This window comes from Marinobacter sp. SS21, assembly GCF_028369065.1.
Classification (GTDB): domain Bacteria; phylum Pseudomonadota; class Gammaproteobacteria; order Pseudomonadales; family Oleiphilaceae; genus Marinobacter.
The window spans coordinates 197,186-218,935 of record NZ_JAQNDA010000006.1 but is presented as its reverse complement, the minus strand read 5'-3'; the positions used below and the strand labels follow the sequence as shown (position 1 = coordinate 218,935).

At 64.3% G+C, this 21,750-nt stretch carries 20 protein-coding genes; 9 read left to right on the top strand and 11 right to left on the bottom strand.

Going from position 1 to position 21,750, the window contains the following annotated elements; genetic code table 11:
- Positions 1–10: 10 nt before the first annotated feature.
- The 5 genes from N6L25_RS10325 to N6L25_RS10305 are packed head-to-tail and all read right to left on the bottom strand — an operon-like array spanning position 11 to position 5,226.
- Positions 11–1,150 (bottom strand): acyl-CoA dehydrogenase family protein, encoded by a 1,140-nt coding sequence (locus N6L25_RS10325; RefSeq protein ID WP_271979900.1) that lies wholly within the window; start codon positions 1,148–1,150, stop codon positions 11–13.
- A 5-nt stretch (positions 1,151–1,155) separates the two neighbouring features.
- Complete coding sequence (locus N6L25_RS10320) at positions 1,156–2,037, bottom strand: HpcH/HpaI aldolase/citrate lyase family protein (protein ID WP_271979898.1); 882 nt, start codon at positions 2,035–2,037, stop codon at positions 1,156–1,158.
- Entirely contained in the window at positions 2,034–2,936 is a 903-nt protein-coding gene (locus N6L25_RS10315; RefSeq protein WP_271979896.1) for an FAS1-like dehydratase domain-containing protein, read from the bottom strand. The genes N6L25_RS10320 and N6L25_RS10315 overlap by 4 nt, the downstream gene beginning before the upstream one ends.
- On the bottom strand, positions 2,933–4,069 hold the full coding sequence (locus N6L25_RS10310; protein WP_271979894.1) for a CaiB/BaiF CoA transferase family protein: 1,137 nt from the start codon (positions 4,067–4,069) through the stop codon (positions 2,933–2,935). Before N6L25_RS10310 ends, N6L25_RS10315 begins: the two co-directional genes overlap by 4 nt.
- Complete coding sequence (locus tag N6L25_RS10305) at positions 4,069–5,226, bottom strand: acyl-CoA dehydrogenase family protein (RefSeq protein WP_271979892.1); 1,158 nt, start codon at positions 5,224–5,226, stop codon at positions 4,069–4,071. Before N6L25_RS10305 ends, N6L25_RS10310 begins: the two co-directional genes overlap by 1 nt.
- Positions 5,227–5,469: 243 nt before the next feature.
- On the opposite strand from N6L25_RS10305, the gene N6L25_RS10300 reads away from it, so the two are divergent.
- The 3 genes from N6L25_RS10300 to N6L25_RS10290 all read left to right on the top strand — a co-directional run bounded on the left by N6L25_RS10300 (position 5,470) and on the right by N6L25_RS10290 (position 9,443).
- Positions 5,470–6,447 carry a LysR family transcriptional regulator gene (locus N6L25_RS10300; protein WP_271979889.1) on the top strand — a complete coding sequence of 326 codons (978 nt, stop codon included), beginning with the start codon at positions 5,470–5,472 and terminating at the stop codon, positions 6,445–6,447.
- 195 nt (positions 6,448–6,642) lie between these two features.
- Entirely contained in the window at positions 6,643–7,788 is a 1,146-nt protein-coding gene (locus tag N6L25_RS10295) for a DcaP family trimeric outer membrane transporter (protein ID WP_271979887.1), read from the top strand.
- A 197-nt stretch (positions 7,789–7,985) separates the two neighbouring features.
- A complete protein-coding gene (locus tag N6L25_RS10290) occupies positions 7,986–9,443 on the top strand; it encodes a tetratricopeptide repeat protein (RefSeq protein ID WP_271979885.1) in 1,458 nt (485 codons plus the stop codon).
- Positions 9,444–9,523: 80 nt separating this feature from the next.
- Here the strand turns inward: N6L25_RS10290 and N6L25_RS10285 are convergent, their stop codons facing one another.
- Positions 9,524–10,972 carry a rhomboid family intramembrane serine protease gene (locus N6L25_RS10285; RefSeq protein ID WP_271979883.1) on the bottom strand — a complete coding sequence of 483 codons (1,449 nt, stop codon included), beginning with the start codon at positions 10,970–10,972 and terminating at the stop codon, positions 9,524–9,526.
- A 404-nt stretch (positions 10,973–11,376) separates the two neighbouring features.
- Between N6L25_RS10285 and N6L25_RS10280 the strand changes: the two genes are divergently transcribed.
- Positions 11,377–11,826 carry an OmpA family protein gene (locus N6L25_RS10280; RefSeq protein ID WP_271979881.1) on the top strand — a complete coding sequence of 150 codons (450 nt, stop codon included), beginning with the start codon at positions 11,377–11,379 and terminating at the stop codon, positions 11,824–11,826.
- A gap of 151 nt (positions 11,827–11,977) precedes the next feature.
- Here the strand turns inward: N6L25_RS10280 and N6L25_RS10275 are convergent, their stop codons facing one another.
- From N6L25_RS10275 to N6L25_RS10255, 5 genes are all read right to left on the bottom strand, one after another.
- Positions 11,978–12,379, bottom strand: a complete 402-nt coding sequence (locus N6L25_RS10275) for an MAPEG family protein (RefSeq protein ID WP_271979879.1) — start codon at positions 12,377–12,379, stop codon at positions 11,978–11,980.
- Between the two features lie 2 nt (positions 12,380–12,381).
- Positions 12,382–12,624, bottom strand: a complete 243-nt coding sequence (locus tag N6L25_RS10270) for a GlsB/YeaQ/YmgE family stress response membrane protein (protein ID WP_271979877.1) — start codon at positions 12,622–12,624, stop codon at positions 12,382–12,384.
- Between the two features lie 95 nt (positions 12,625–12,719).
- Positions 12,720–13,424, bottom strand: coding sequence for a lysophospholipid acyltransferase family protein (locus tag N6L25_RS10265; RefSeq protein WP_271979874.1), 705 nt, complete (start codon positions 13,422–13,424; stop codon positions 12,720–12,722).
- Positions 13,425–13,476: 52 nt separating this feature from the next.
- A complete protein-coding gene (locus tag N6L25_RS10260) occupies positions 13,477–14,082 on the bottom strand; it encodes a class GN sortase (protein WP_271979872.1) in 606 nt (201 codons plus the stop codon).
- On the bottom strand, positions 14,079–16,214 hold the full coding sequence (locus N6L25_RS10255; protein ID WP_271979870.1) for a marine proteobacterial sortase target protein: 2,136 nt from the start codon (positions 16,212–16,214) through the stop codon (positions 14,079–14,081). Before N6L25_RS10255 ends, N6L25_RS10260 begins: the two co-directional genes overlap by 4 nt.
- A gap of 187 nt (positions 16,215–16,401) precedes the next feature.
- On the opposite strand from N6L25_RS10255, the gene pdsR reads away from it, so the two are divergent.
- The 5 genes from pdsR to N6L25_RS10230 all read left to right on the top strand — a co-directional run bounded on the left by pdsR (position 16,402) and on the right by N6L25_RS10230 (position 21,608).
- A complete protein-coding gene (pdsR, locus tag N6L25_RS10250; RefSeq protein WP_271979868.1) occupies positions 16,402–17,103 on the top strand; it encodes a proteobacterial dedicated sortase system response regulator in 702 nt (233 codons plus the stop codon).
- Between the two features lie 3 nt (positions 17,104–17,106).
- Entirely contained in the window at positions 17,107–19,074 is a 1,968-nt protein-coding gene (locus N6L25_RS10245) for an ATP-binding protein (RefSeq protein WP_271979866.1), read from the top strand.
- 156 nt (positions 19,075–19,230) lie between these two features.
- Positions 19,231–20,565 carry a DUF3422 family protein gene (locus N6L25_RS10240; RefSeq protein WP_271979864.1) on the top strand — a complete coding sequence of 445 codons (1,335 nt, stop codon included), beginning with the start codon at positions 19,231–19,233 and terminating at the stop codon, positions 20,563–20,565.
- Between the two features lie 92 nt (positions 20,566–20,657).
- The gene (locus N6L25_RS10235; protein ID WP_271979861.1) at positions 20,658–21,098 is read left to right on the top strand and encodes a methylglyoxal synthase; all 441 of its coding nucleotides are present in this window, start codon (positions 20,658–20,660) and stop codon (positions 21,096–21,098) included.
- 57 nt (positions 21,099–21,155) lie between these two features.
- Positions 21,156–21,608: a DUF4124 domain-containing protein gene (locus tag N6L25_RS10230; protein ID WP_271979859.1), complete on the top strand. Its 453-nt coding sequence runs from the start codon at positions 21,156–21,158 to the stop codon at positions 21,606–21,608.
- Positions 21,609–21,750 lie beyond the last annotated feature (142 nt).

Genomic DNA, 21,750 nt, shown 5'->3' with positions numbered 1-21,750 from the left:
GAGACCGGCGTTACAGGGTCCGGCTGATGACCAATTTCATGATTTCGCTGGTGCCGCCGTAGATCCGGCGCACCCGGGCGTCGACAAAGGCACGGGAAATCGGGTATTCGCGCATGTAGCCGTAGCCACCAAAGAACTGCAGGCACTTGTCCACCACCTTGCCCTCGTTCTCGGTGGTCCAAAGCTTGGCCATGGCGCCTTCTTCCGGGGTCAGGGTGCCCTCGTCGATTTTCTTCAGGCACTGATCCAGGTAGGCCCAGCCCACTTCCAGGTCGGTCTTGAGTTCGGCCAGGGTGAATTGAGTGTTCTGGAAGTCGAGCACGGCGTGCCCAAATGCCTTGCGCTCCTTGACGTAATCCACCGTCATCTCGAACGCACGCTGGGCCTCGGCCTGGGCCCGGCAGGCGATGGTGATGCGCTCCCGCGGCAGCTCCTTCATCATGATGGCGAAGCCGTCACCTTCGTTACCCACCAGGTTGGTCACCGGTACCCGCACGTCGGAGAAAAACATCTCCGAGGTGTCGGCACCCTTCTGGCCAATCTTGTCCAGGTTGCGACCGCGTTCGAAGCCCGGGCGATCGGTTTCCACGATGATCATGCTGATGCCCTTGGCGCCCTTGCTGGGATCGGTGGTGCAGGCCAGCAATACGAAATCGCAGTTCTGGCCGTTGGTGATGAAGGTCTTCTGGCCGTTGATGACGTACTCGTTACCGTCCCGAACCGCGGTGGTGCGCAGCGCCTTGAGGTCGCTGCCGCAACCCGGCTCGGTCATGCCGATGGCGGCGATGCTCTCGCCGCTGACCATCCGCGGCAGCCAGTAGCGTTTCTGGTCTTCGTTGGCGGAGTTCAGCAGGTAGTAGGCGACGATGTCCGCCTGTACCGAGAAGCCGACGCTGGCACCGCCGATGGCGTAACCGGTCTCTTCCGACAGCACCATGTTGTAGAGGAAATCGGCACCGGGGCCGCCGTATTCTTCCGGCACTCCGCAGCACAGGAAGCCGTTCTCGGCGGCCTTGCGCCAGAATTCACGGGGCACCACGCCGTCGTTCTCCCATTGCTCGATGTTGGGTTCCAGTTCGGTCCGGAAGAAGCGCCGGACGTTGTCCCGGAACAGTTCGTGGTCGCTCGAATAGATGGCTCTGTTACGCATAGTGGTTACCTTCTCTCCTGTAACTGGTTGAGCAGTTGCTCGGCCCGGTCCACAACCGGCTTGTCGATCATTTGACCGTTGAGTGAGAACACCGCGGCGCCCTCACGCTGACTGACGCGGTAGCCATCCACGATGGCCCGTGCCTGTTGGATCTGCTGCGGCGATGGCAGGAAACCCTGGTTCATCAGGGTGACCTGGTTGGGATGCACCGCCAGCGCCCCGCGCAGCCCCAGTGCGCGGGCCTGGGCAAGGGTGGCGGCGAAGCGGTCCGGGTCGCTGTAGTCGGCGATGGAACCGGCGAAGCCGTAAGGGATGACACCCTGGCGACGGGCGGCAAAGACGATGGCCTGGCAGGGGGCCAGCAACCCTTGGGCGGTCGGTTCCATGCCCGCCTCGGCACTGAAATCCTCACTGCCCAGGGCCAACCCGATCACCCGGGGCACCGCGGCAATGGCATCCAGCCGGGGCAGCGCCCGCGGCGACTCGATCAATGCCAGCAGGGCCACGCTGCCCACCGCCAGGCCGCGCTCGAGTTCCAGCTCGGTGACGGTGTCCGCCAACTGGCGCAGGGCACCGGCGCTTTCCACCTTGGGCACCACCAGGGCGCGAACCCCTTCGATCACCGCCGCTTCCAGATCCGCTACCGCCAGCCGCAGGGGCTGATTGATGCGCACCAGCAGGTCGGCACCGGACTGGGTCAATGGCGCCACCAGCTCCGGCAATTGGCTGCGGGCCGCGACCTTGTCCGCCAGCGGCACGCTGTCTTCCAGGTCGACAATGAGGGCGTCGGCACCACGACGATGGGCCTGGTCAAGGAACCGACGGTTGTTGGCGGGCACAAACAGCAGTGATCGCCACACCGGGGGCGGCAGCTGACTCGACATCATGACCGGCCTCCTTGATCAGCCACCGGCGCCAGGGTCACCTCCATCGACATGGCCAGCTGGCGGCCGGCGGTCAGCGCCCACAGCGATACGGTGTCGCCGTCGCGGCGGCCGTGCAGGCTGAAGGCTTCGGTATCGAACAGCGGGTTGACGCCCCGGAAACGGATAACGTTGATGGCCACCGAGCCCAGTTGGCGATACATCAGGTCCAGCAACAGCGTGGCCGTCAGGGGGCCGTGGACCACCAGCCCGGGGTAGCCTTCCTGCTGCACCGCCCAGTCGCGGTCGTAGTGAATGCGGTGACCGTTGTAGGTCAGCGCCGAATAGCGAAACAGCATCACCGGATCCGGCCGCACCGTTCGATGCCACTGGGCCGATAGCTCCGGTTGGTGAACCGGCGCCACCGGGGCCGGGCCGGTCGGCAGATTGCGGTAGACGATGTCCTGGGTTTCGGTCACCGCCAGCTCATGGCGACTGGTGTAGATGCGATGTTCCACCGTCACGAACACCAGCGCTCCCTGCCGCCCCTGCTTGGGCGTCACCGAGGCCACCCGGGACTCGCAACGAAGGCGGTCGCCCACGGTGAGGGGAGCCTGGCAGCTCAGCTGACTGCCGGCCCACATGCGCCGCGGCAGCGGCACCGGCGGTAAAAAATCACCGGTGCGGGGGTGACCATCGGCGCCGGTCTCACTGGCTTGCGGGGTCGGGGTAAAGCACAGCCAGTGCCACGGCCAGGGCAAGGCCTGCCCGTCACGGCGGCTCGCGCCTCGGTCGTGATCCAGTACTGCCGCCAACTTCGCCACCAACCCCGCACTGACGGTATCGGTCAGCACCCGGGTTTTACCGACCCATTGCTGCAGGTGATCCAGACGGGTTTCCAGCGGTTGTTCGCGAATGCTCATGGCAGGGTCTCCGTGAAGGTGCGGCCAAATTCCTGGCGCAGAGCCAGATCGTGTTCACCCAGCGCCGGGACCGGCCGCAGGCTGGCTGCCGGCGCCGCCGGCGGCGCCACCAGACGCACCGGACCGGAGGGAGTGGCAACGCTGACCCGGCGTAACTGGGGGTGCTCGCCCAATCCGCCCACGGTCTTGACCTCACCGTAGGCAATGGCGGCCTGTTTCAACCGCTGCACCAACTCATCCCTGGAAACCCGGCCAATGACCGCCTCAATGATGCGGTTGAGTTCGGCCCGGTTGCCGCAGCGGGCGGCGTTGTCCCGATAACGGGCATCCTCGGTCAATTCCGGTCGTGCCAGTACCAGACCACAAAACCGCTGCCATTCCCGCTGATTCTGAATCGACACCACCACCTGGTGACCGTCCTCGCAGCGATAAGCCTGATAAGGGGTAATGGAAGGGTGGCGCAGGCCCGCCCGGGCGGGCTCCTGCTGCTGATGTTCGTACTGCAGCAGCGGTACCGTCATCCAGTCGGCAATCGCGTCAAACAGGGACACCTCGATGCCCTGCCCGCGCCCGGTCTGCTGACGTTCAATCAACGCCCTCAGCACCTCGGCGTGGGCGTACATGCCGCAGGCGATGTCGCACACCGAAACCCCCACCCGGACTGGCGCCTCGTCGCCGGTAATGGCCGCCAAGCCGGCCTCGCATTGCACCAACAGGTCGTACCCTTTCATCTCACGGTAGGGACCCTCGCTGCCATAGCCGGTGATATCGACGGTAATCAGGCGCGGATGCTCGGCCCGCAACAGGACCGAATCCAAGCCGGCGCGGGCACTGGCACCGGGCGCCAGGTTCTGGATGAAGACATCCGCCTGGCCGATCATCCTGAGCAGCAGTGCCAGGTCTTGCTGGTCCTTGATGTCCAGGCGCACGGATTCCTTGCCCCGGTTGAGCCAGACGAAGTAGGCGCTCTCGCCACCGGCGGCCTGATCGTAGTGACGGGCGAAATCGCCGTCGGGACGCTCCACCTTGATCACGCGGGCACCGGCATCCGCCAACCGGGAGGAGCAGTAAGGTGCGGCCACGGCCTGCTCCAACGCCACCACCAGGAGGTTATTGAGTGCTTGCTGAGCCATCAGAATGACCTCGGCAGGCCCAGGTCGTGGGTGGCCACATGGGACAGGATCAGATTGGTGGAGATCGGCGCCACCTGGTACAGCCGGGTTTCACGGAACTTGCGTTCGATGTCGTATTCCTCGGCAAAGCCGTAACCGCCATGGGTCTGGATACAGGTGTCGCCCGCCTGCCAGGACGCCTCCGAGGCGAGCAACTTGGCCATGTTGGCCTCGGAGCCACAGCGCTCGCCGGCCTCAAACCTGGCAATGGCCTGACGGACCATGGCGGCGGCCGCCTCGGTCTGGACGTGGGCCCGGGCAATGGGGAATTGCACGCCCTGGTTCTGACCGATCGGGCGCCCGAAGACACTCCGTTCGTTGGCGTAAGCGGTGGCCTTGTCAATGAAGTAACGGGCATCGCCGATACACTCGGCAGCGATCAGGATGCGCTCCGCATTCATGCCGTCGAGGATATAGCGGAACCCCGCTCCCTCCTCGCCGATCAGATTGGCCACCGGCACCCGCAGCTGATCGAAGAACAGCTCGGTGGTGGCGTGGTTCATCATGGTCTTGATGGGGCGGATGGTGAGGCCATTGCCAAGCGCATCCTGCAAATCCACCAGCAGCACCGACATGCCGTCGGTGCGCTTGGCGCAGGCCTCCCGGGGGCTGGTGCGCACCAGCAGCACCATCAGATCGGAATGCTGAGTACGGGAAATGAACACTTTCTGGCCGGTGATCACATAGTGATCGCCGTCACGCTCGGCGCGGGTGGTAATGCGCGTGGTGTCGGTGCCGCTGGACGGCTCGGTGACGCCGAACGCCTGCAATCGCAGCTCGCCGCTGGCAATCCGCGGCAGGTACTGCTGCTTCTGCGCCTCACTGCCGTGACGCAACAGGGTACCCATGGTGTACATCTGGGCGTGGCAGGCCCCGCCATTTCCGCCGGCCCGCTGGATCTCCTCCAGCACGGCACAGGCAGCGCCCAGCGGCAATCCGGCACCGCCGTATGCCTCGGGAATCATCACGGACAGGTAACCGGCCTGGGTCAGGGCCTGGACGAACTCCGTCGGATAACCGTCCTGCCGATCCAGTGCTCGCCAATAGTCCCCGGGAAACTGGGCACACAACTTGGCGACGGCGTTCCGGATATCGGAATACGAAGTCGTTGAGTACATGAAGCTCTCCTGCGTATAGGGCTGAAACTGATCTGCCGGCGATCACTGCAAGCGCCAGCCAATTCACCCTAACAGCAGGGAAATACTGCAACAATTATATAGTTTATATACAGCCGATACCTTTATGGCATAGATCGATAAAAGCGTCTTCCTCTTGCCACCCTCTACTTTTTGTATAAAGTCAGAAAACTGGATAACTTATTTATATATCTTGAATCGACTCACTTACCCAGGAGCAGCAGCATGGCCACCAACCTGAATGTGGACTTACGTCAGCTCAACACGTTTATTACGGTCGCGGACACCGGCAGTTTCAGTCGCGCCTCGGAGAAGCTGTTTGTGGCGCAACCGGCGTTGAGCCGGCAAATCCGCATGCTGGAAAGCGCCCTCAATGTGGAGGTGTTCGTACGCCACGGCCGCGGCGTGGTGCTGACGGCAGCGGGCGAGCTGCTGTACGAGCGCACCCGCGCCCTGTTCCAGGACCTGGAACGGACCCAGGCCGACGTCTCCGCGGTGGCCGGGGAAGTCACCGGCCAGGTGGTGCTGGGGCTGCTGCCCACCGCGGCCCACAACTTTTCCGGCGCCATCATCGAGAACTACCACCAGCTGTACCCCCAGGTGAAGCTGGCGGTGAAATCCGCCATGAGCGGCACCTTGCAGCAAATGGTGGTACAGCACCGACTCGACGTGGCCATCACCTACAACCCCAACTCCCAGCGCAACCTGCGCTACAAGCCACTGCTGGAGGAACCGCTCTACCTGATCGGTCCCGCCGGCAACCCCTTTGCCGAACGCGAGAACGTCAGCCTTTCGGAGGTGGTGACTCTGCCCCTGGTACTGCCGGAGGAGAAGCACGGTCTGCGCAAAATGATGGAACAGGAAGCCAGTAAGCTGGGCCGGGAAATCAACCTGGCCCTGGAAGTGAGCGCCTGGCCCATGCTCACCGACATGGTCCGTCGCGGCCTTGGCTACGCCGTGCTGCCGTCAGCCTCGGTGCATGACATGGTGGCCCGGGGCGAACTCACCACCACCCCCATCGTCGCCCCGGAAATGACCCGGACCCTGGTGCTGGTGACCCCTGCGGACCTGCCTGCGTCCGTGGCAACCCGCAAACTGTCCGATCTGATCATGCGTCAGGTCGCCGAACAGGTAAATCAGGGCGCCTGGAAAGGCCGCCTGCTGTTCGACCCCGCAGACCTTGAGCTGGAAAGTGGTGACTAGCGCCCCGGAGGTCGTCTGCAATCCATATAATTTCAGCATATATTCTATTTAATATAGATAATTGTTGGCACTCCTCGCCGCTGTTAGGGTGAATTCCGTCCATCCATGGCAACGCAGGCAGTCCTACGGCCCTGAGCCAGCAACTGCTCCGCCCGACCCATGCACAGTCCAATAACAATAGACGGAGTTTCATCTATGTCTCATGGTAAGTTCTCCACCCCGGGAAAGGTTGCCGCCTCGGTGCTGGCCTTGGGCCTGGTCAGCCAGGCCAGCGCCTTTGAGTTCCAGGCTGGCGATGTCAACGCCAAGGTTTACGGTTACGCGCGCCTCAACGCCACTTACGATATCGACGAAGACATCAGCACCTCCCGCGGCACCCGCTCAGGCGACTTCAGCAAGGTCAACACCGGCGACGCGGAGGACAGCGAAGTAAGCGGTCACTTCGGTGCCGACGCCTTCCAGTCAAGGATTGGCGTTCGAGCCACCACGCCAGAAGGGGTCGCGGTCACGATCGAAGGCGACTTCCGAAGCTTCAGCGGCAGCCCGGGCAACCTGCGCCTTCGCCACGCCTACGGTGAGTACAACGGCGTGCTGATGGGCCGGACCTGGTCCAACTTCAACAGCTTTATTGGCCTGGTACCGAACCTGGAATTCGATCCCCTCGCCGGCAGTGCCGGCTACACCAACCGAATTTCCCAGGTGCGCTACAGCACCGGCCCGGTCTCGATTGCCCTGGAAGACACCGTCAGCCGGATCGACGGTACCGATGCCGAGCAAGACCGCCTGCCCACCCTGACTGCCCGCTATGAAAGCCGCAGCGGGGGTTCCGGCTTTGCCGCCGCCGCCCTGGTGCACCAAGTGGGCTACGACGACAGCGTGAACGACGACACAGCGGTGGGTTATGCGGTGTTTGGAGCCGCCAAGCTGGCGCTGACCGATACCCTCTCGGTGATGGGCTCCATCAACTACACCGACGGCGCCAACGGCTACCTGTGGCGCTCCGGCAGCAACTTTTACGGCCAGGATGCCTACCTCAACGGCGACAGTGTCGAAACCATTGTCGGCTACGGCGGCACCCTGGGCGCCAGCCTGAAAGTGGGGCCCGGAGCCATCACCGCCGGTGTCGGCAGTGTCACCATGGACTGGGACGATGCCGAAGACGATGGCCTGGCAGTCGGCGACCAGCACGAGCGCAACAGCCACGCCATTCTCAACTATCAGTGGAGCCCGGTGAAGAACGTCAAACTGGGCGTTCAGTACAGCCACTACCGGGTGAAGCTGGTGAACGGCGACGATGGCGATGCCAACCGCCTGCACTTTGCCGGCCAGTACAACTTCTGACCTTGCCTGCCCCCAGGGCGCTCGCGCCCTGGGTTGCCCCAGCCATCCTTCCATCCTGCGATTTCTCTATCCCGCCACCCGCCCCAGCTCGCATTTTTGCGCGCCAACGCTGGCGACCCTGCAGCCCTTCTGCAATGATGAAAGCCATCATCGGCGTAGCGCCGTTCACCGACTGACCCAACGATCCCAACGCCACCGTGAAACACGACTGTCATTACCACCCCGCCGAGCCGGCCAAGTGGCACTGTAACGAGTGCCAAATCCATTATTGCGGCCGCTGCATGCCGAACGCCGACAGCCACCGCAAACACGGCCTCTGCCCCAAGTGCAACCGGGTCATGCGTTATCTGGGCGCGGCCACGGAAGCCGTGCCGTTCTGGAACCGGTTGGGGGCGTTTTTCCGGTACCCGTTTCATCTCGACCCGCTGCTGGTGATCGCCATCTGCACCCTGGTGCCGCTGGTGCTGTCGGCCAATCTGATCGGCCTGGCGATCAGTCTGGTGCTGTTCCTGGCCCTGCTCAAGTACACCTATGCGGTGATCAACCACACCGCCGAAGGCCATATGCGGCCGCCGCCATTGGCGGTGGCGTTTTCCGGCGAGGGCTTCGCCATTGCGCTGCAGCAGCTGCTGGTGTTCGTCCTGCTGGGCGCCTTGATCGGTGCCGCCGGCTTTGTTGGCGGGCCCTTGTTGGCGTTCGTGGCGATGGCGCTGGTGGTGTTAACGCTGCCCGCCAGCATCATGGTGCTGGCGATGGAACGGTCGGTGGGGGCCGCCGTCAATCCGCTCAATCTGATGACGCTGATTTCCCGCATCGGCTGGCCCTATTTCCTGCTCTACGGTTACCTGGTACTGCTGACGCTGGCGTCGGGAGCCGCCCAGGAGTTCGCCCTGCAGCACTTCGACACCTGGATTTCCCTGCCGCTGGCGGGCTTCCTCAACAGCACCTTCACCCTCATTCTCTTTCACATGCTGGGCTATCTGCTGTTCCAGTATCAGGAGGAGCTCGGCTTTGCCAGCGATCTCCAGGAAACCGGACTTGAAGCCGGGGAGGATGCGGCTCGCAACCGGGGCGACCGACTGGACGCCGATCTCGACATGGACCTCAAGGACGGCAACTACGACCGGGCCGAGAGCCTGATCAAGACCGCACTGAAGCAGGACCCCAACAGCCCGCTCCGACTCGAGCAACTGTACCGGCTGCTGAGCGCCCGCGGCAAGCACCGCGAGCTGCACCGCCACAGCCCCCAACTGCTCACCTGGCTGGCGGATCGCCACGACGCCGCCGGCATCACCGAGCTGCTGGACGCCATCGAATCGGTCGAGCCCAACTTCCGGCTCGACGATCCCGAGCTGGCGGTGCGCTGCGCCCGCTGCCTGTATGCCCGGGGCGAGTATCGCAAGGCGCTGATGCTGCTGAAGGAGTTCCACAAGCGTTATCCCGACAGCGAGCAGCTGGCCCCCGCCTACCTCCTGGCGGCCCAGGTCATGGCCAACGGCCTGGCTCAGTGGGAAAAGGCGACCGCGTTCCTGACCTTCGTCCAACGGCGCTGCACCGATCACCCGCTGCATCGACACGTGGCCGGCTACTTGCAACAGGCCGCCAGGCAGGAGCCCCTCAAGGAACCACGAGCCAGCTTCTCATTGGGTGATTAAGAGGGGGTGATTAAGAGGGGCTGATCACAAAGGCTGACTAAGAGGAGCTGAATAACGCCGCCGAGCGCACCACCCCAGGGTCAGTGCGCTTCCAGTAGCTCACGGTAATGACGGGCTTTCGGACCCATCTGCCGTTTCTCGAATTCCTCGATGATCAGATGGCCGGCCTCCTCCAGCAGCACCCGGTCGTCGCTGCTGCGGAGCCGTTCGAACGCTTTCTCCGCGGCCTTCAGATCCCCGGAGCGCAGACAGGCAAACAGAATCCGGCTGTGATCGTCCGCCGCCAGCGGGTGGTGGGTCTCGCCTTCCGCCAGATATTCCTGCCAAACCGCAACCATGCGCTCCGGCTGCCTGGCACTGAGGGCCGCCGCCATCAATTGCCGCGCCTGGTCACGATAATCCTCCTGATCGGGTCGGAGCTTGGCCAACTGGTATAGATGCTCCTGCAGAATAAGCCGGTCTGGGTAGCGCTGCTGCAGGACCTGGAACTGACGCCGGGCGACGGCGAAGTCCATGCGGCCGAGGCTCGTCATCGCCTGGGCATAGTCGCTGGTGAACTGCTCATCCTGCACGTCCACTTCCGGCTCGAAAAACGATTCCCGTACCTGTAGCCAGCTGCGGCCCAGCGCCAGGATGATCGCCGCTCCCGCCACCAGGCCACCGGCATGGGCCATGTAGGCAATGCCGGTGGCACCGGCGAACCAGTAGTCGTAGATTTCCTTGGCCAGCCATACCGGCAGCAGCGCCAGCGCCGGCGCCCGAAAGTAGTTGAAGTAGACCCCCACGAAGTAGAAGAACCGGATGCGCTGCGCGCCATAGATGGCGACGTACATGCCCATCAGCCCGGAAATGGCACTGGAGGCGCCCACCAGCGGCACCCGGCTGCCCAGCGAAAAGAGGCAAAACACCAGGCCAGAGACCACCCCGCACACCAGATACGCCAACAGGTAGCGCCCCGGCCCCAGGGCCTTTTCCACGGTGAAGCCGAGCAGGAACAGGATCACCAGGTTGCCGATCAGGTGCCCCCAACCGCCGTGGAGGAACTGGTAGGCAATCAGGGTGGCGGGGGATAGCTCTGCCGGCACCAGCCCCAGTTCGAACGCACTGAGCCGGGCGATCAACTCGTCCTGGATCGGCCTGCGCTGTTCCAGCCAGTGCTGGCGCGCGGCGCTGGGCCAGAGGATGGCCCGGTTCTCTTGTTGGTAATGATAGAACTCCGGATCGCTGAGCAGGGTCACGGCCATGACGAAGTGCTCGCCCCCCGCCCTGGCCTGCTGAAAGGCCTGCAAGTCATACACCCGGGCCGACTCGCCGTGCAGGCGCACTTCCCGCTGCAGGTAGTCCTCATAGACCGGCGCCTCCAGCTCAAGCAGATCCGCTGCCAGATAGCGCTCCACGGCCTGGGTCATCAATCGGGTGTCGCCGCTCTGGTAGAACACAAAGACCAGCAGGCAGGCCAGCATCAGGCCCAGGGTCATCCAGGGCGGCTGCTTCCAGTTAATGGCGTTTTCGGCGGGAATGATCAGCATCGGGGATCACAATTCATCACAATCGGTCAGGGTCAGTGAGTTTTTTAGCACAGTAAGGCCAACTTTTCGCGCTGAAATAGGTTCTGAGACTCACCCAGGTGAGCGCCATCACAGAACCGGAGTACTCAGTTATGGACCCACTGTCATACAATGTTCACAGCAATCACGTTCAATCAGTCCCGCCCCGTTGGCTTACCCTGTGCAGCGGATTGCTACTCGGGGGACTGGTCGGCTGCAGCAGTCAAACGCTAACGCCGGCGGTGGAGGTCTCCCAGACCCGAACCGAAACTACGACCGAAGTCACCCCGACTATCGACCAATCGCCTATTGCCTACGCTCCAGCGACCACCAATAGTGTGAGGCAACAACAAGAATTAGCGGAACCCCTGACGGAGGAAGCAGCAATGACCATTCTCGTACTGGACAATCCGGAATTGCAGGCCAAGGCGGCGCTGCTGGAAAGCCACCCCGTGCTGTCGGTCGAGACCATGGCGGAGGCCACTCGCCGCCCCCATCGACTGCGCTTTCACTACGGTTTCGACAAACATCAGCTAAATGAGGAAGACACCGCCATTCTGCGCCAGCACGCCGCCTACCTGATGGCGCATCCGGAAGTCACGGTGCGGATTCACGGCCACACCGACCGTTTTGGACCGCAGGACTACAACACCTTCCTGTCCCGGCTGCGGGCCAGCGCGACGGCGAAGCTGTTAAAGGCGGAGGGTGTGCGGGAGTCGCAGATTCAGGTTACCGGCTGGGGCAGCAGCCGGCCGTTGGCGCGCCCCGAGGATCACGCCGCCAACCGGCGCCTGGAGCTGGAATACCTCAGCGCCCAGATGGCCAAGGCGCAGTAACACCACCAGAGGCACCGGCCGCGGAGTGGGACTGCTCTCCGCGGCACCGGTTCGGACGCTGCCCCCCCAAGTCTTGGCCGTTCCCGAGAAGGCGCTCAGCCGTTACCGTAGAAGGGGCTTGGCAATTGCGTAGAAGTTGCGTGGCAGGTTCCTAGACGTTACTCAGAACGACATTCAGCAGCACCGCCACCGCCAGCGACAACAGCGCCAGCCAGCTCAGGATGGTGCCGTAAAATCGGCCCATGTGGGCGCCACCGCGACCTTGCACCATGCCCCAGGCATGCAGGATTCGCCCCAGCACGAACATCAGTCCCAGCCCATGAATCCAGCCCACGGCCACGCCGTTGAGCTCACCCAGGGCCAGCAGGATCAGCGCCATCGGGGCATATTCGGTAAAGTTGGCCTGAGTGCGCACCGCCGCCTCGAAATCCCGGTCCTCGTTCACCCCCAGACCCTGCTTATAGCGCCGCCGGAAGCTGGTCACCCGGTAGGACAAGATAATCAGCAAGATGGCGCAGACACTGGCATACACCGCAGTTACCGGCAGAATCATGGTTAACCCTTCTTCAGCTTACCGACAATGGCCAACAGCAACACCGCGCCGACGGTGGCAGTCACCAGTTCCCCCACCGCACCCTGGGAGGCCAGTCCTAGCAGGCGAAACAGAATACCGCCAATGAAGGAGCCAACAATGCCGATGCCGACATTGGCCAGCACGCCGAAGCCCCGGCCCTTCATGATCAGGCCTGCCAGCCAGCCGGCAACACCGCCAATGATCAAAAACAGAATCAGGTTCATTATCCTTATCCTCCACTCTATTCAACGGCCCGTGGCCAAATGCATTTCACCAGACGCGGTCACGACGCCACCGCGAGGGCTGCACTAACCGACTATCAATACGATAACGCCTCGATGGTCTCCTCCATCTGCTGACGGCACTGTTCCATCAGACGGGGGATATCGTCGATGCCAAGACCTTTGGTTTCAACCGGCGGCAGGACGCGCACGGCCACCGGCTCATGGCGACCGGCCGGGCCGTTGCACAGGCCACGGTAGACGCCGGCGCAGATCATGGTGATGGGGGCGCCGGAGGTGACCGCGGCGTGAAAGGCCCCCTTCTTGAACCGGCCCAGCTCCAGGCCATGACTGCGGGTGCCCTCAGGGAAGATCCACAAGCCCTTGTTTTCACGAGTAATGGCATCGCTGGTGGTCTGCATCACCGCCACCGCCTTGTGGGAGCGGGCACGATTGATCAGCACGTTGCCCGCCAACCAGTACACCTGGCCGAACACCGGCGCCCAGATCAGCGCCGACTTGCCGATGGTGACCGTACGCGGCGGCACCAGGTCACCAAAGACGAACAGGTCTTCATTATGCTGGTGGTTGGCGATGATGACCGTACGCCGGTCCCAGGGCAGGTTGTCACGGCCGGACAACGGCCGCTCCATACCCAGTACCCAGCGCCCGACCACAGCCAGCATGCGCCCGACGATGCGAGTGTTATCCGGATTGAACGGCCGGGCCAGACAGATAACCAGGCCGACCAGACAAAGCACCGGCACCATCAGCCAGGCCAGAAATTTGCGAAGGAATCCCATGGCGATAACCTGTTTCAACAACTCTGGGCGCCCAAGTGTACGCCAAATTGTCTCAGGTGTCCGTTGGCTTGTGCGCGCCCTTGGGCGGGCTCGGCGCCCACTGCGCAGCTACCCGTTCGGCCTCGACGACGTAGCGCAGCGGGCCATTGCTGTTGAGGCTGTCAAACGGGTAGCAGGTCACCAGCAAGAGTCGATCCGCTGGTAACCTGGCCAGGTCGATGCCCTCGCGGCGACTGTCCACCACCCGGATGCCGGAGACCCGGTACTGCTGCCATTGGCCATCTCGACCCTGCAGGTCCACCCGGGTGCCGGTGTCGATCCGTTCCAGGGCGCGGAAATGGGTATCCCGGTGGCCGGCGATCATCACCGGCCCCGATGCCGGGTCGGTCCCGGCCATCCGGCCGGGCCCGAAGGCGAGGCTCTCGCCGTGTACACCGTCCATCACGATCCAGCTATGCCCGGTCTCCGGCAGCGCCAGCCGCGCCACCGGCCAGGTATCGGCCCAGGGCCAAGGCCGGGCGGCGGATTGCCGCGCCTGGCTCTCGGCCCAGGCCAGTTCCAGCAGCTCCTGGGCCAACAACGCCTTGGCGGGAATCCACAGCCCCGTGGCCAGGGTCAACAGCGACGCCATTAAGGCCAGTCCGATCAACCGGTTCACCCCCGCGCCCTCCGCTGCCACAGCTGCGCCACCGCCGAGCCCATCAGCCCCAACAGCCCCAGCGCCAGTAGCAGCGGCGACCAGGTGGCGGTTTGCGGATAGCGCAGCATACCGGCGGTGGTGCCATGGGGCTTCAGTGTCGGCACCTGTTCTGTCGCCAGAGCCTCGTCCGGTGCTCGCACCGGGGTCTTGTCCACGGCGACGAAACTGGTGTAGGGGGTGACCAGTTGATGCCGCAGGCCCAATTCGATCACCGCCGCCCGGGTCGATTCGCCGGTCTGGCCAGACAGGCTCTCATCCAGCAGACTGTCGATCTTCTGCCGCGCCCAGTAACGGTGCAGTCCCCGGCCCGGCGCCGCCTGGGACAGCGCCAGGGTCTGCTGCCACTGGCTGCCATCCGCCAGCCGACCCGAGGCGGTGACGTCACCCTCCGCGCCCTGGCCACGGATCACCTGAATCAACGGCTCGCCCAGGAACAGGTCCCCGGGGCGTTGCGGCAGCACCGCCTGGGCTTCGGTGCCGGCCGGCCATTGGCTCTGGATCGCCGTCATCACCGGCGACTCCATCTTGCCGAACAGCTGGTCCAGCGGCTCCGACAGGGCGCCCAGGTCATTGATGGCGGTATAGCTGCCGCGACCGTAGCGGGCCGCTTCACGCATGAAATGCATATTGGGGGCGGAGCCGATGCCAACGGTAAACAGGCGGCTGTCGCCTAGCTGGTCACTGATCTGAGCAAACAACCGCTGCTCGTTGCCCACCGCCCCGTCGGTGATGAACACCACCTGACGCACCAGCTCCTGCGAGAGGTCACCGTGGTGAGTGGCCACCAGGGCCGCGGCCAGGGCCGGCGCCATTTCGGTGCCGCCGTTGGCCTCCAATGCCTGCACATAGCGCCGGGCCCGAGCCAGGTTGACCGCGTCCGCCGGTTTGGCCGAGGGGAACAGGGCCTGGGTCTGGCTGTTGAACTGGATGACGTTGAAGCGGTCGGCGGCGGTCAGAGTATCGAGGCCGCGCAGCAATGACGCCTGGGCCTGACGAATGGAGGTGCCGGCCATGGAGCCGGAGGTGTCGATCACGAACACCAGCTCCCGCGGCAGCGATTGTCGTGGCGCCTGCCCTGGCACCAGCATCGCCAGCAGGTAGTCCTCGCCATCAAAGCGCTCGTGAAACAGCGCCGCCGACGGCGCCTGCCCCCGCTGCGGGGACCAGCGCACCACCAGGTCTCGGTCCATCACCAAGGCCCCCTGTGCCGGCGTGACCAGGACGGTGTCGCCCTCCCAAGTACTGAGCAGACGGTGACTGGGGCTGGTGACCTGGGCGATGGGCAGACCCGCGTTCAGGGTCAGGGCAACCTGGGCCAGGTGACTGCCGGCACCGACCTCCTGCGGGCGCACCGTGAACGGACTGATCTTGTCGGCATCGGGCACCTCGGTGGTTGGCGTGGCCCAGCCGCCCTGCCAGCTTGTGGCGCGATTGGCCAGCGGCTGGCCCGGCATGTAACGGGGCGTCAGCGTGGTGGGCAGACGTAGCTCAAATTGCCCGGACTGATAACGCACCGCCTGCTGGTAGCGCAGCTCCACGGTCACCGCCTCGCCCGGCGGGATGTTGGCCAGGTACGTGGTGAACAGGTTGGCACGTTGCTGCTCCACCCTGGCGGCCTGGCGGCCTTCCGCCCGGGCCTGCTCGTATTGCCGGGTGGCGTCCTGGCGGGTGTGGATCTGCCCTTCGATCACCCGCTCGCCGGCGATCATGGTCAGACCATAGACACTGGCGTCTGCCGGCAGCGGAAACACAAACACCCCCTCCCGCCATTGCTGGCCGGTGTTGGCGAAGCGCTGGCGCAGCACGGTATCGGCGATCAACCCGCTGACCGTGACCCGGTAGTCGGTGGTCAACAGGGTGGCGGGCTCCTGCCATTGGCCATCGGCGCCGACAAAGTGGAAGGCGCCGGTGCCTTCCGTTTCCAGTTCCATCGCCTCCGCATACAGCGGATGAACAAACAGTAGCAGCAACACCGCCAGCCACAGGCTGATGCTCTCCAGCCATCGATGGACAGCCCGGTGCACCAAGCGGCGGGGGCTGGGGCGGGGATCGCGAGAGGGCACCGCAGACAAGCACATTGTGGGTATCATGGTCCGGTTCCTTGGGTTGAGATGGGATCTCCTCCCATTTCACCGCCCGGAAACGGCGTTGCAGTGACATAATCTGGCAACCCGCTCGCCAGAAAGTGATCAATTGTGGCAAATCGGCCCTCATTGCTTGTGGTGTCCGGCCGGCGTGGTTAAATAGAAGCCATTGAATTCAACGGGAAACCCGCTTATGAAGCGACACCTTGCCCTCATCGAAGACGAAGTGGCGATCCGCGAAAATTACCGCGATGCCTTCGAGCGTCGAGGCTACCGGGTCTCCGCCTACGGCGACCGCCAGCAGGCCTTTCGCGCCCTGCGTACCGGGCTGCCGGAGCTGGCCATCATCGACGTTGGCCTGGGCGAGGAAGCCGATGGCGGCTTCCAGCTGTGCCAGGACCTGAGACAGCTGTCGCCCACCCTGCCCATCATCTTCCTCACCGCCCGGGACAGCGATGTGGACACGGTCCACGGTTTGCGCCTGGGGGCCGACGACTACGTCAGCAAGGACATGAGCCTGGACCACCTGCTGGCCCGCATCACCGCCTTGCTGCGGCGGGCCGACGCCTGGACCGAGTCGTTACAGCAACCGGACGAGCTGCTGCAACGGGGCCGCCTGGTGATGAACGTCGACCGCATGACCGCCGCCTGGGACGGTCAGCCGGTGGAACTCACAGTGACCGAGTTCTGGATGCTGCACGCGCTGGCCAGACACCCCGGCCATGTGCGCAATCGGGACCAGCTGATGTCTGCCGCCAGTACGGTACTGGACGACAATACGGTGACCTCCCACATCAAGCGCATTCGCCGCAAGTTCCAGCACCTCGATCCCGCCTTCGACGGCATTCAGACCGCCTACGGCATGGGTTACCGCTGGAACGCCCATGAGGCCTGACCGTTGAACCTGAGACGCCAACTGCTCATCGCCAGCCTGTTGACTCTGCTGATCCCCTGGCTGGGCCTGCAGTTCGTACTGGAGCTGGACGCGGCCCTGCGCCAGCAGGCCCAGGGCCAGCTGCAGAACCAGGCACAGCGCATGGCCGGCGCTGCCCGCCCGTTGCTGTATGAGGTCATGGCACCGGGACCTGACACCGCCACCGTCTACGCCGGCAACCTGAGCCAGCGCCTGAACCTGGACGGCTACGCCGACGATTGGCCCGGTTACGAGGACGCCAGCAGCGACCGCGCCGCGCCTGCGGAACCGGTTAGCTGGCAAGCCGCGGTGGATCAGGATCACCTGTACCTGTTGCTTCAGGTCCAGCGTCACGCCCCCCGCTACTTCGATCCAAGCCGCCCCGATCATCGCCACGAGCAGGTGCGGCTGGCCTGGGACAACAACGGCCAACGGGTCGAGCGCATCATTCGCACCCCCGCGCCCGGGCCGGTGGTGGGCTGGCTGCCCACGCTCGCCCCCCAACCAGACTACCGCATCAGTGGCGTCTGGCAGGCCCACGGCCGTGGCTACCAGCTGGAACTTCGCCTGCCCCGACCCGAAGCTGGCGGCCGCTTCGGCTTCGCCGTGGAAACCGGCGAGACCGACGTACCCGCCAGCGGTCCCGGACTCGAACCGTTACCTATGCTGGTGACCCGGCTGCCCGCCGTGGAGCACCGGCTGACGCCCTACCTCGCCCCCGGCCAGCGTTTCGTGGTGCTCAATCCGGCCGGTTGGGTGGAAGCCAGCGCGCTGGTCGCCTCCACCGAGGCCGATCTGGATTTCGCCCGGCTGAGCCCACTGCAGATCGTCGAGCAGATCAGTCTCAACGGCCTGCGCTCCCTGGTGCGGTTTTACCAGCCCCCACCCCGGCCTTGGCCCATCGACGCCAGCCAGCAGCCGGTGGACAGGCTTCCCGAGGGCGGCCTGGTGCGAACCGGCGCCGGCTCGGGTCTGTTGGTGTCCGCACCGCTGCCGGATGGCCGCACGCTGCTGTTGCACCAATCCCTCGATCAGCTGCTCACCCTGGCGGGCTCGGCCCTGGGCACCGTCATCGCCCGCAGCACCTTGCTGGTGGTGATGTTGATGCTGGTATTGCTGGGTTATTCGAGCTGGCTGTCCTGGCGCATCACCCGGCTGCAACGGGCGGTCGACGCCAGTGTCGATGACGACGGCCGCATCGTCGCCGCGCTGCCGCTGTCCCGCGCCGGTGACGAGCTCGGCGATTTGTCCCGGCGCTTCAGCCAGATGATTGAACAACTTCAGGGCTATACCCAATACCTGGAGAGCTTCTCCCGCCGGCTGTCCCATGAACTCAAGACCCCTATCGCCATCGCCCGGTCATCGCTCGACAACCTCCGCCACAGCCAACCCAACGATGCCCAACAGGCCTATCTGGAGCGCATCCGCCAGGCCACCGACCGGCTCAGCCAGATCCTCCAGGGCATGAGCGAAGCGGCACGGCTGGAGCAGAGCTTCGATCGCGCCGAACACGAACGTTTCGATCTGGCGGACGTCGCCGCCCAGGCCGCCGGCGCCTATCAGGCGCTCGACCCGGACCACCGTATCGGCTATCGTGGCCCCGCCGCCGGCTGCCCGCTGGACGGTGCGCCGGAAATGCTGGTGCAGCTGCTGGACAAGCTGGTGGACAATGCCCGCGACTTCACCCCGAGCGGGGGACGAATCGAGGTGCAATTGGATGACCTGGGCAGCGCCTGGTCACTGTCGGTCTACAACGAGGGTTCCCAACTGCCTGACCACCTCAGTAGCGAACTGTTCAGCCCGTTTGTGTCCCTGCGGGCCGGCAGCGGCGAGGGCCATCTGGGTCAGGGGCTGTTGATCGTGCGACTGATTGCCGAACACCACCAGGGTCGCGCCCAGGCCCGAAACACCGACGATGGCGTGGTTTTCAGTGTGCGACTGCCCAAGACCTGAACCGGTGTTGGCGCTTGTCAGTCAGGAGGCATTGCCCTAGGGAGCCTCTGATCAACTCCGCCCTTGCCATAAAGTCTTACGACGGTGGTCGTCTTCAGGCCGCCACCGGGATCGCTTATGGTCGAAAGGATCACAACCAGCACAGGCCGTACCCCTATGTCCGACCTCAAGGAAGCCGGCATTTGCTCGCCGTCGCTACCGCCGACGATTCATCCATTACGCGACGAGCTCTATAACGAACTGCACTCGCGGCCGTTCCAGGTGCTGCCCTGCCCGGCCAAGGTGACCCACATCGCCCTGCTGACCACCACCGAGCAGAGTCGGGAACAGTTCCGCCACCTGCAGGAGCTGCACCTGTTGCTGGGTTTCCCGGCGCCGGAGGAGGAAGTCAGCTGTTTCGAGAAGACCTTCGGCAACCTGCGGGTGCGCCGCGAGTTGCACATGGAGTTCGCCTCCTACACCTTCATTGACCTGGCGCAGGGTAACGACCACCGCCCCTTCGAGCACACTGGCATCTCACCGCTGCCCGCGGGTTGGCTGGAGCGCCTGGCGGGCACCGTGGTGGCGGCGTTCCATCTGGACCTGCAGCGGGTGGACAACGGCCCGGACACCGATCTGGCGCTGGTGCGGCCCTGGTTTGAGGGCCAGCGTCTGGTGGGCAGCAGTCCGCAGGAAGGCAAGGCCCGGGTGTGGGGCAGTTTCAGGCTGCACAGCGACGGCTGCGGCCGTTTCATGGTGTTGAATCGCAGCCTGTCCGACAGTCAGCTGGGCCGGCTGACCCAGCGCCTGATCGAAATCGAGACCTACCGCTTGATGTCGCTGCTGGCCCTGCCCCGGGCGCGGGAGATCACCCCCAACCTGAACGACATGGATCAGCAGCTGGCGGTCATCACCCAGGCCCTGGCGGACAACCAGCAGCTCGACGAACAGCAGATCCTCGCCGAGCTGACCAACATCGCCGCCCGCATCGAGGCCTTCCGCGCCCATGCCAGCTTCCGTTTCTCCGCCACCCGCGCCTACCACCGGCTGGTGCTGACCCGATTGGAGGAGCTGCGGGAAGACGAACTCTCCGGCCACCTCACCATCACCGAGTTCATGACCCGGCGGCTGACCCCGGCGGTAAAGACCTGCGAGTCGGTGAGCGACCGCCTGGAAGACCTGTCCCGGCGGGTGGACCGCGCCTCCGACATGATGCGCACCCGGGTCGAGCTGGCAATCCAGAGCCAGAACCAGCAACTGCTCAGCTCCATGGATCGGCGCTCCAAGATCCAGCTGATGATGCAGCACACCGTGGAAGGCTTTTCGGTGGTGGCCATCAGCTACTACCTGATCAGCCTGCTCAAGCTGGTGATGGAGACCGCCCATGACGCCGGATTCCACTTCAACAAGTCACTGGTGCTGGGCATCGCCATTCCGCTGATCGTGATCGCCGTGTTCGTCGGTATCCGCGCCATCCATCACCGCTTCCTCAAGATGGCGCGACGGGAATAGCGCGGCGGCTGTTTCACCCCCCGGCCAGTTGTGAAACACTGGACTACCTGACTCAATCATGCATCGTCACCAATCGGGAGACTGTACCCTACATGGCCGTCAAGACCGTCGCCCTCGTGGCCCACGATAACAAGAAAAAGGAACTGGTGGACTGGGTTTGCGAGAACAACACCCGTTTTGCCCCGCTCACGCTCTACGCCACCGGCACCACCGGCCGCCTGCTCACCGAACGGCTGGGCCGGGATGATATCCAGTGCCTGCTGAGCGGACCGCTCGGCGGCGACCAGCAGATCGGCGCCAAGATCGCCGAGGGCGAAATCGACCTGCTGGTATTCTTCTGGGATCCCCTGGAACCCCAACCCCACGACCCTGACATCAAGGCGCTGCTGCGCATTGCCGCGCTGTGGAACATCCCGGTGGCCTGCAATCGCGCCACCGCCGAGTTCCTGCTGACCTCGGCCTACATGACCGACGACCAGCACCGCCCCAGAAAACCGGATTTTGCCGACTACACCGGCCGCAAGGTAAGCTAACGCCGCCTTAACTCATTTCTTTTCCCTTGCGCCCAAGGATTGGGCAGGAGACGCAGGATGCGCACTCATACTCCGGGCACCGCCGTCGCGGTGATTTGTGCCCTACTGATGTTACCCACCGTTTCGTCCGCCACCATCTACCGCTGCCAGCAGGACGGCCACACCGTCTTTGCCGACCACCCCTGCGGAGCCGACGCCGCCACGGTGACCGTGACGCCGGTGGTCACCGGCGGCCGGCTCGATACCGGCACCCAGGTCGAGTTCTACCAGCCGCCGCCGGCCACCGGCAACCGCAGCGCCACCGGCTGCCCGGCCGGCTACATCCAGTCTTCGGAGCTGCGTCGCCTGCGGGTACGCCGACAGGTTCGGAGCGGGCTGTCGGCCGATCAGGTCCGCTATATCCTGGGGGATCCGGATCATCACGACGGCCAGTGGTGGGTGTACCGGCGCCAGGGCCGGGAAACCGGGCGCTTTCTGCTCCTTGACGGTTGCCTTAGCCGCTGGCGCTGATACCACCGGCCGCGCCCTCGGCCGGCCGGCTCATCCATTTCCCGCTCCGCCACGTATACCTTCCGCTCGCCTTCGCTATTAACACGCTGACGGCATGGCCAAATTTGCCCGGCGCGCTAGATTTAAGTAGGCTCAGGACCGT

What these genes read in the sequence shown, in the direction of transcription:
- N6L25_RS10325 (WP_271979900.1), bottom strand. Translation starts at nt 1,150, where the DNA reads ATGCGTAACAGAGCCATCTATTCGAGCGACCACGAACTGTTCCGGGAC.
- N6L25_RS10320 (WP_271979898.1), bottom strand. Translation starts at nt 2,037, where the DNA reads ATGATGTCGAGTCAGCTGCCGCCCCCGGTGTGGCGATCACTGCTGTTT.
- N6L25_RS10315 (WP_271979896.1), bottom strand. Translation starts at nt 2,936, where the DNA reads ATGAGCATTCGCGAACAACCGCTGGAAACCCGTCTGGATCACCTGCAG.
- N6L25_RS10310 (WP_271979894.1), bottom strand. Translation starts at nt 4,069, where the DNA reads ATGGCTCAGCAAGCACTCAATAACCTCCTGGTGGTGGCGTTGGAGCAG.
- N6L25_RS10305 (WP_271979892.1), bottom strand. Translation starts at nt 5,226, where the DNA reads ATGTACTCAACGACTTCGTATTCCGATATCCGGAACGCCGTCGCCAAG.
- N6L25_RS10300 (WP_271979889.1), top strand. Translation starts at nt 5,470, where the DNA reads ATGGCCACCAACCTGAATGTGGACTTACGTCAGCTCAACACGTTTATT.
- N6L25_RS10295 (WP_271979887.1), top strand. Translation starts at nt 6,643, where the DNA reads ATGTCTCATGGTAAGTTCTCCACCCCGGGAAAGGTTGCCGCCTCGGTG.
- N6L25_RS10285 (WP_271979883.1), bottom strand. Translation starts at nt 10,972, where the DNA reads ATGCTGATCATTCCCGCCGAAAACGCCATTAACTGGAAGCAGCCGCCC.
- N6L25_RS10280 (WP_271979881.1), top strand. Translation starts at nt 11,377, where the DNA reads ATGACCATTCTCGTACTGGACAATCCGGAATTGCAGGCCAAGGCGGCG.
- N6L25_RS10275 (WP_271979879.1), bottom strand. Translation starts at nt 12,379, where the DNA reads ATGATTCTGCCGGTAACTGCGGTGTATGCCAGTGTCTGCGCCATCTTG.
- N6L25_RS10270 (WP_271979877.1), bottom strand. Translation starts at nt 12,624, where the DNA reads ATGAACCTGATTCTGTTTTTGATCATTGGCGGTGTTGCCGGCTGGCTG.
- N6L25_RS10265 (WP_271979874.1), bottom strand. Translation starts at nt 13,424, where the DNA reads ATGGGATTCCTTCGCAAATTTCTGGCCTGGCTGATGGTGCCGGTGCTT.
- N6L25_RS10255 (WP_271979870.1), bottom strand. Translation starts at nt 16,214, where the DNA reads ATGATACCCACAATGTGCTTGTCTGCGGTGCCCTCTCGCGATCCCCGC.
- pdsR (WP_271979868.1), top strand. Translation starts at nt 16,402, where the DNA reads ATGAAGCGACACCTTGCCCTCATCGAAGACGAAGTGGCGATCCGCGAA.
- N6L25_RS10240 (WP_271979864.1), top strand. Translation starts at nt 19,231, where the DNA reads ATGTCCGACCTCAAGGAAGCCGGCATTTGCTCGCCGTCGCTACCGCCG.
- N6L25_RS10235 (WP_271979861.1), top strand. Translation starts at nt 20,658, where the DNA reads ATGGCCGTCAAGACCGTCGCCCTCGTGGCCCACGATAACAAGAAAAAG.
- N6L25_RS10230 (WP_271979859.1), top strand. Translation starts at nt 21,156, where the DNA reads ATGCGCACTCATACTCCGGGCACCGCCGTCGCGGTGATTTGTGCCCTA.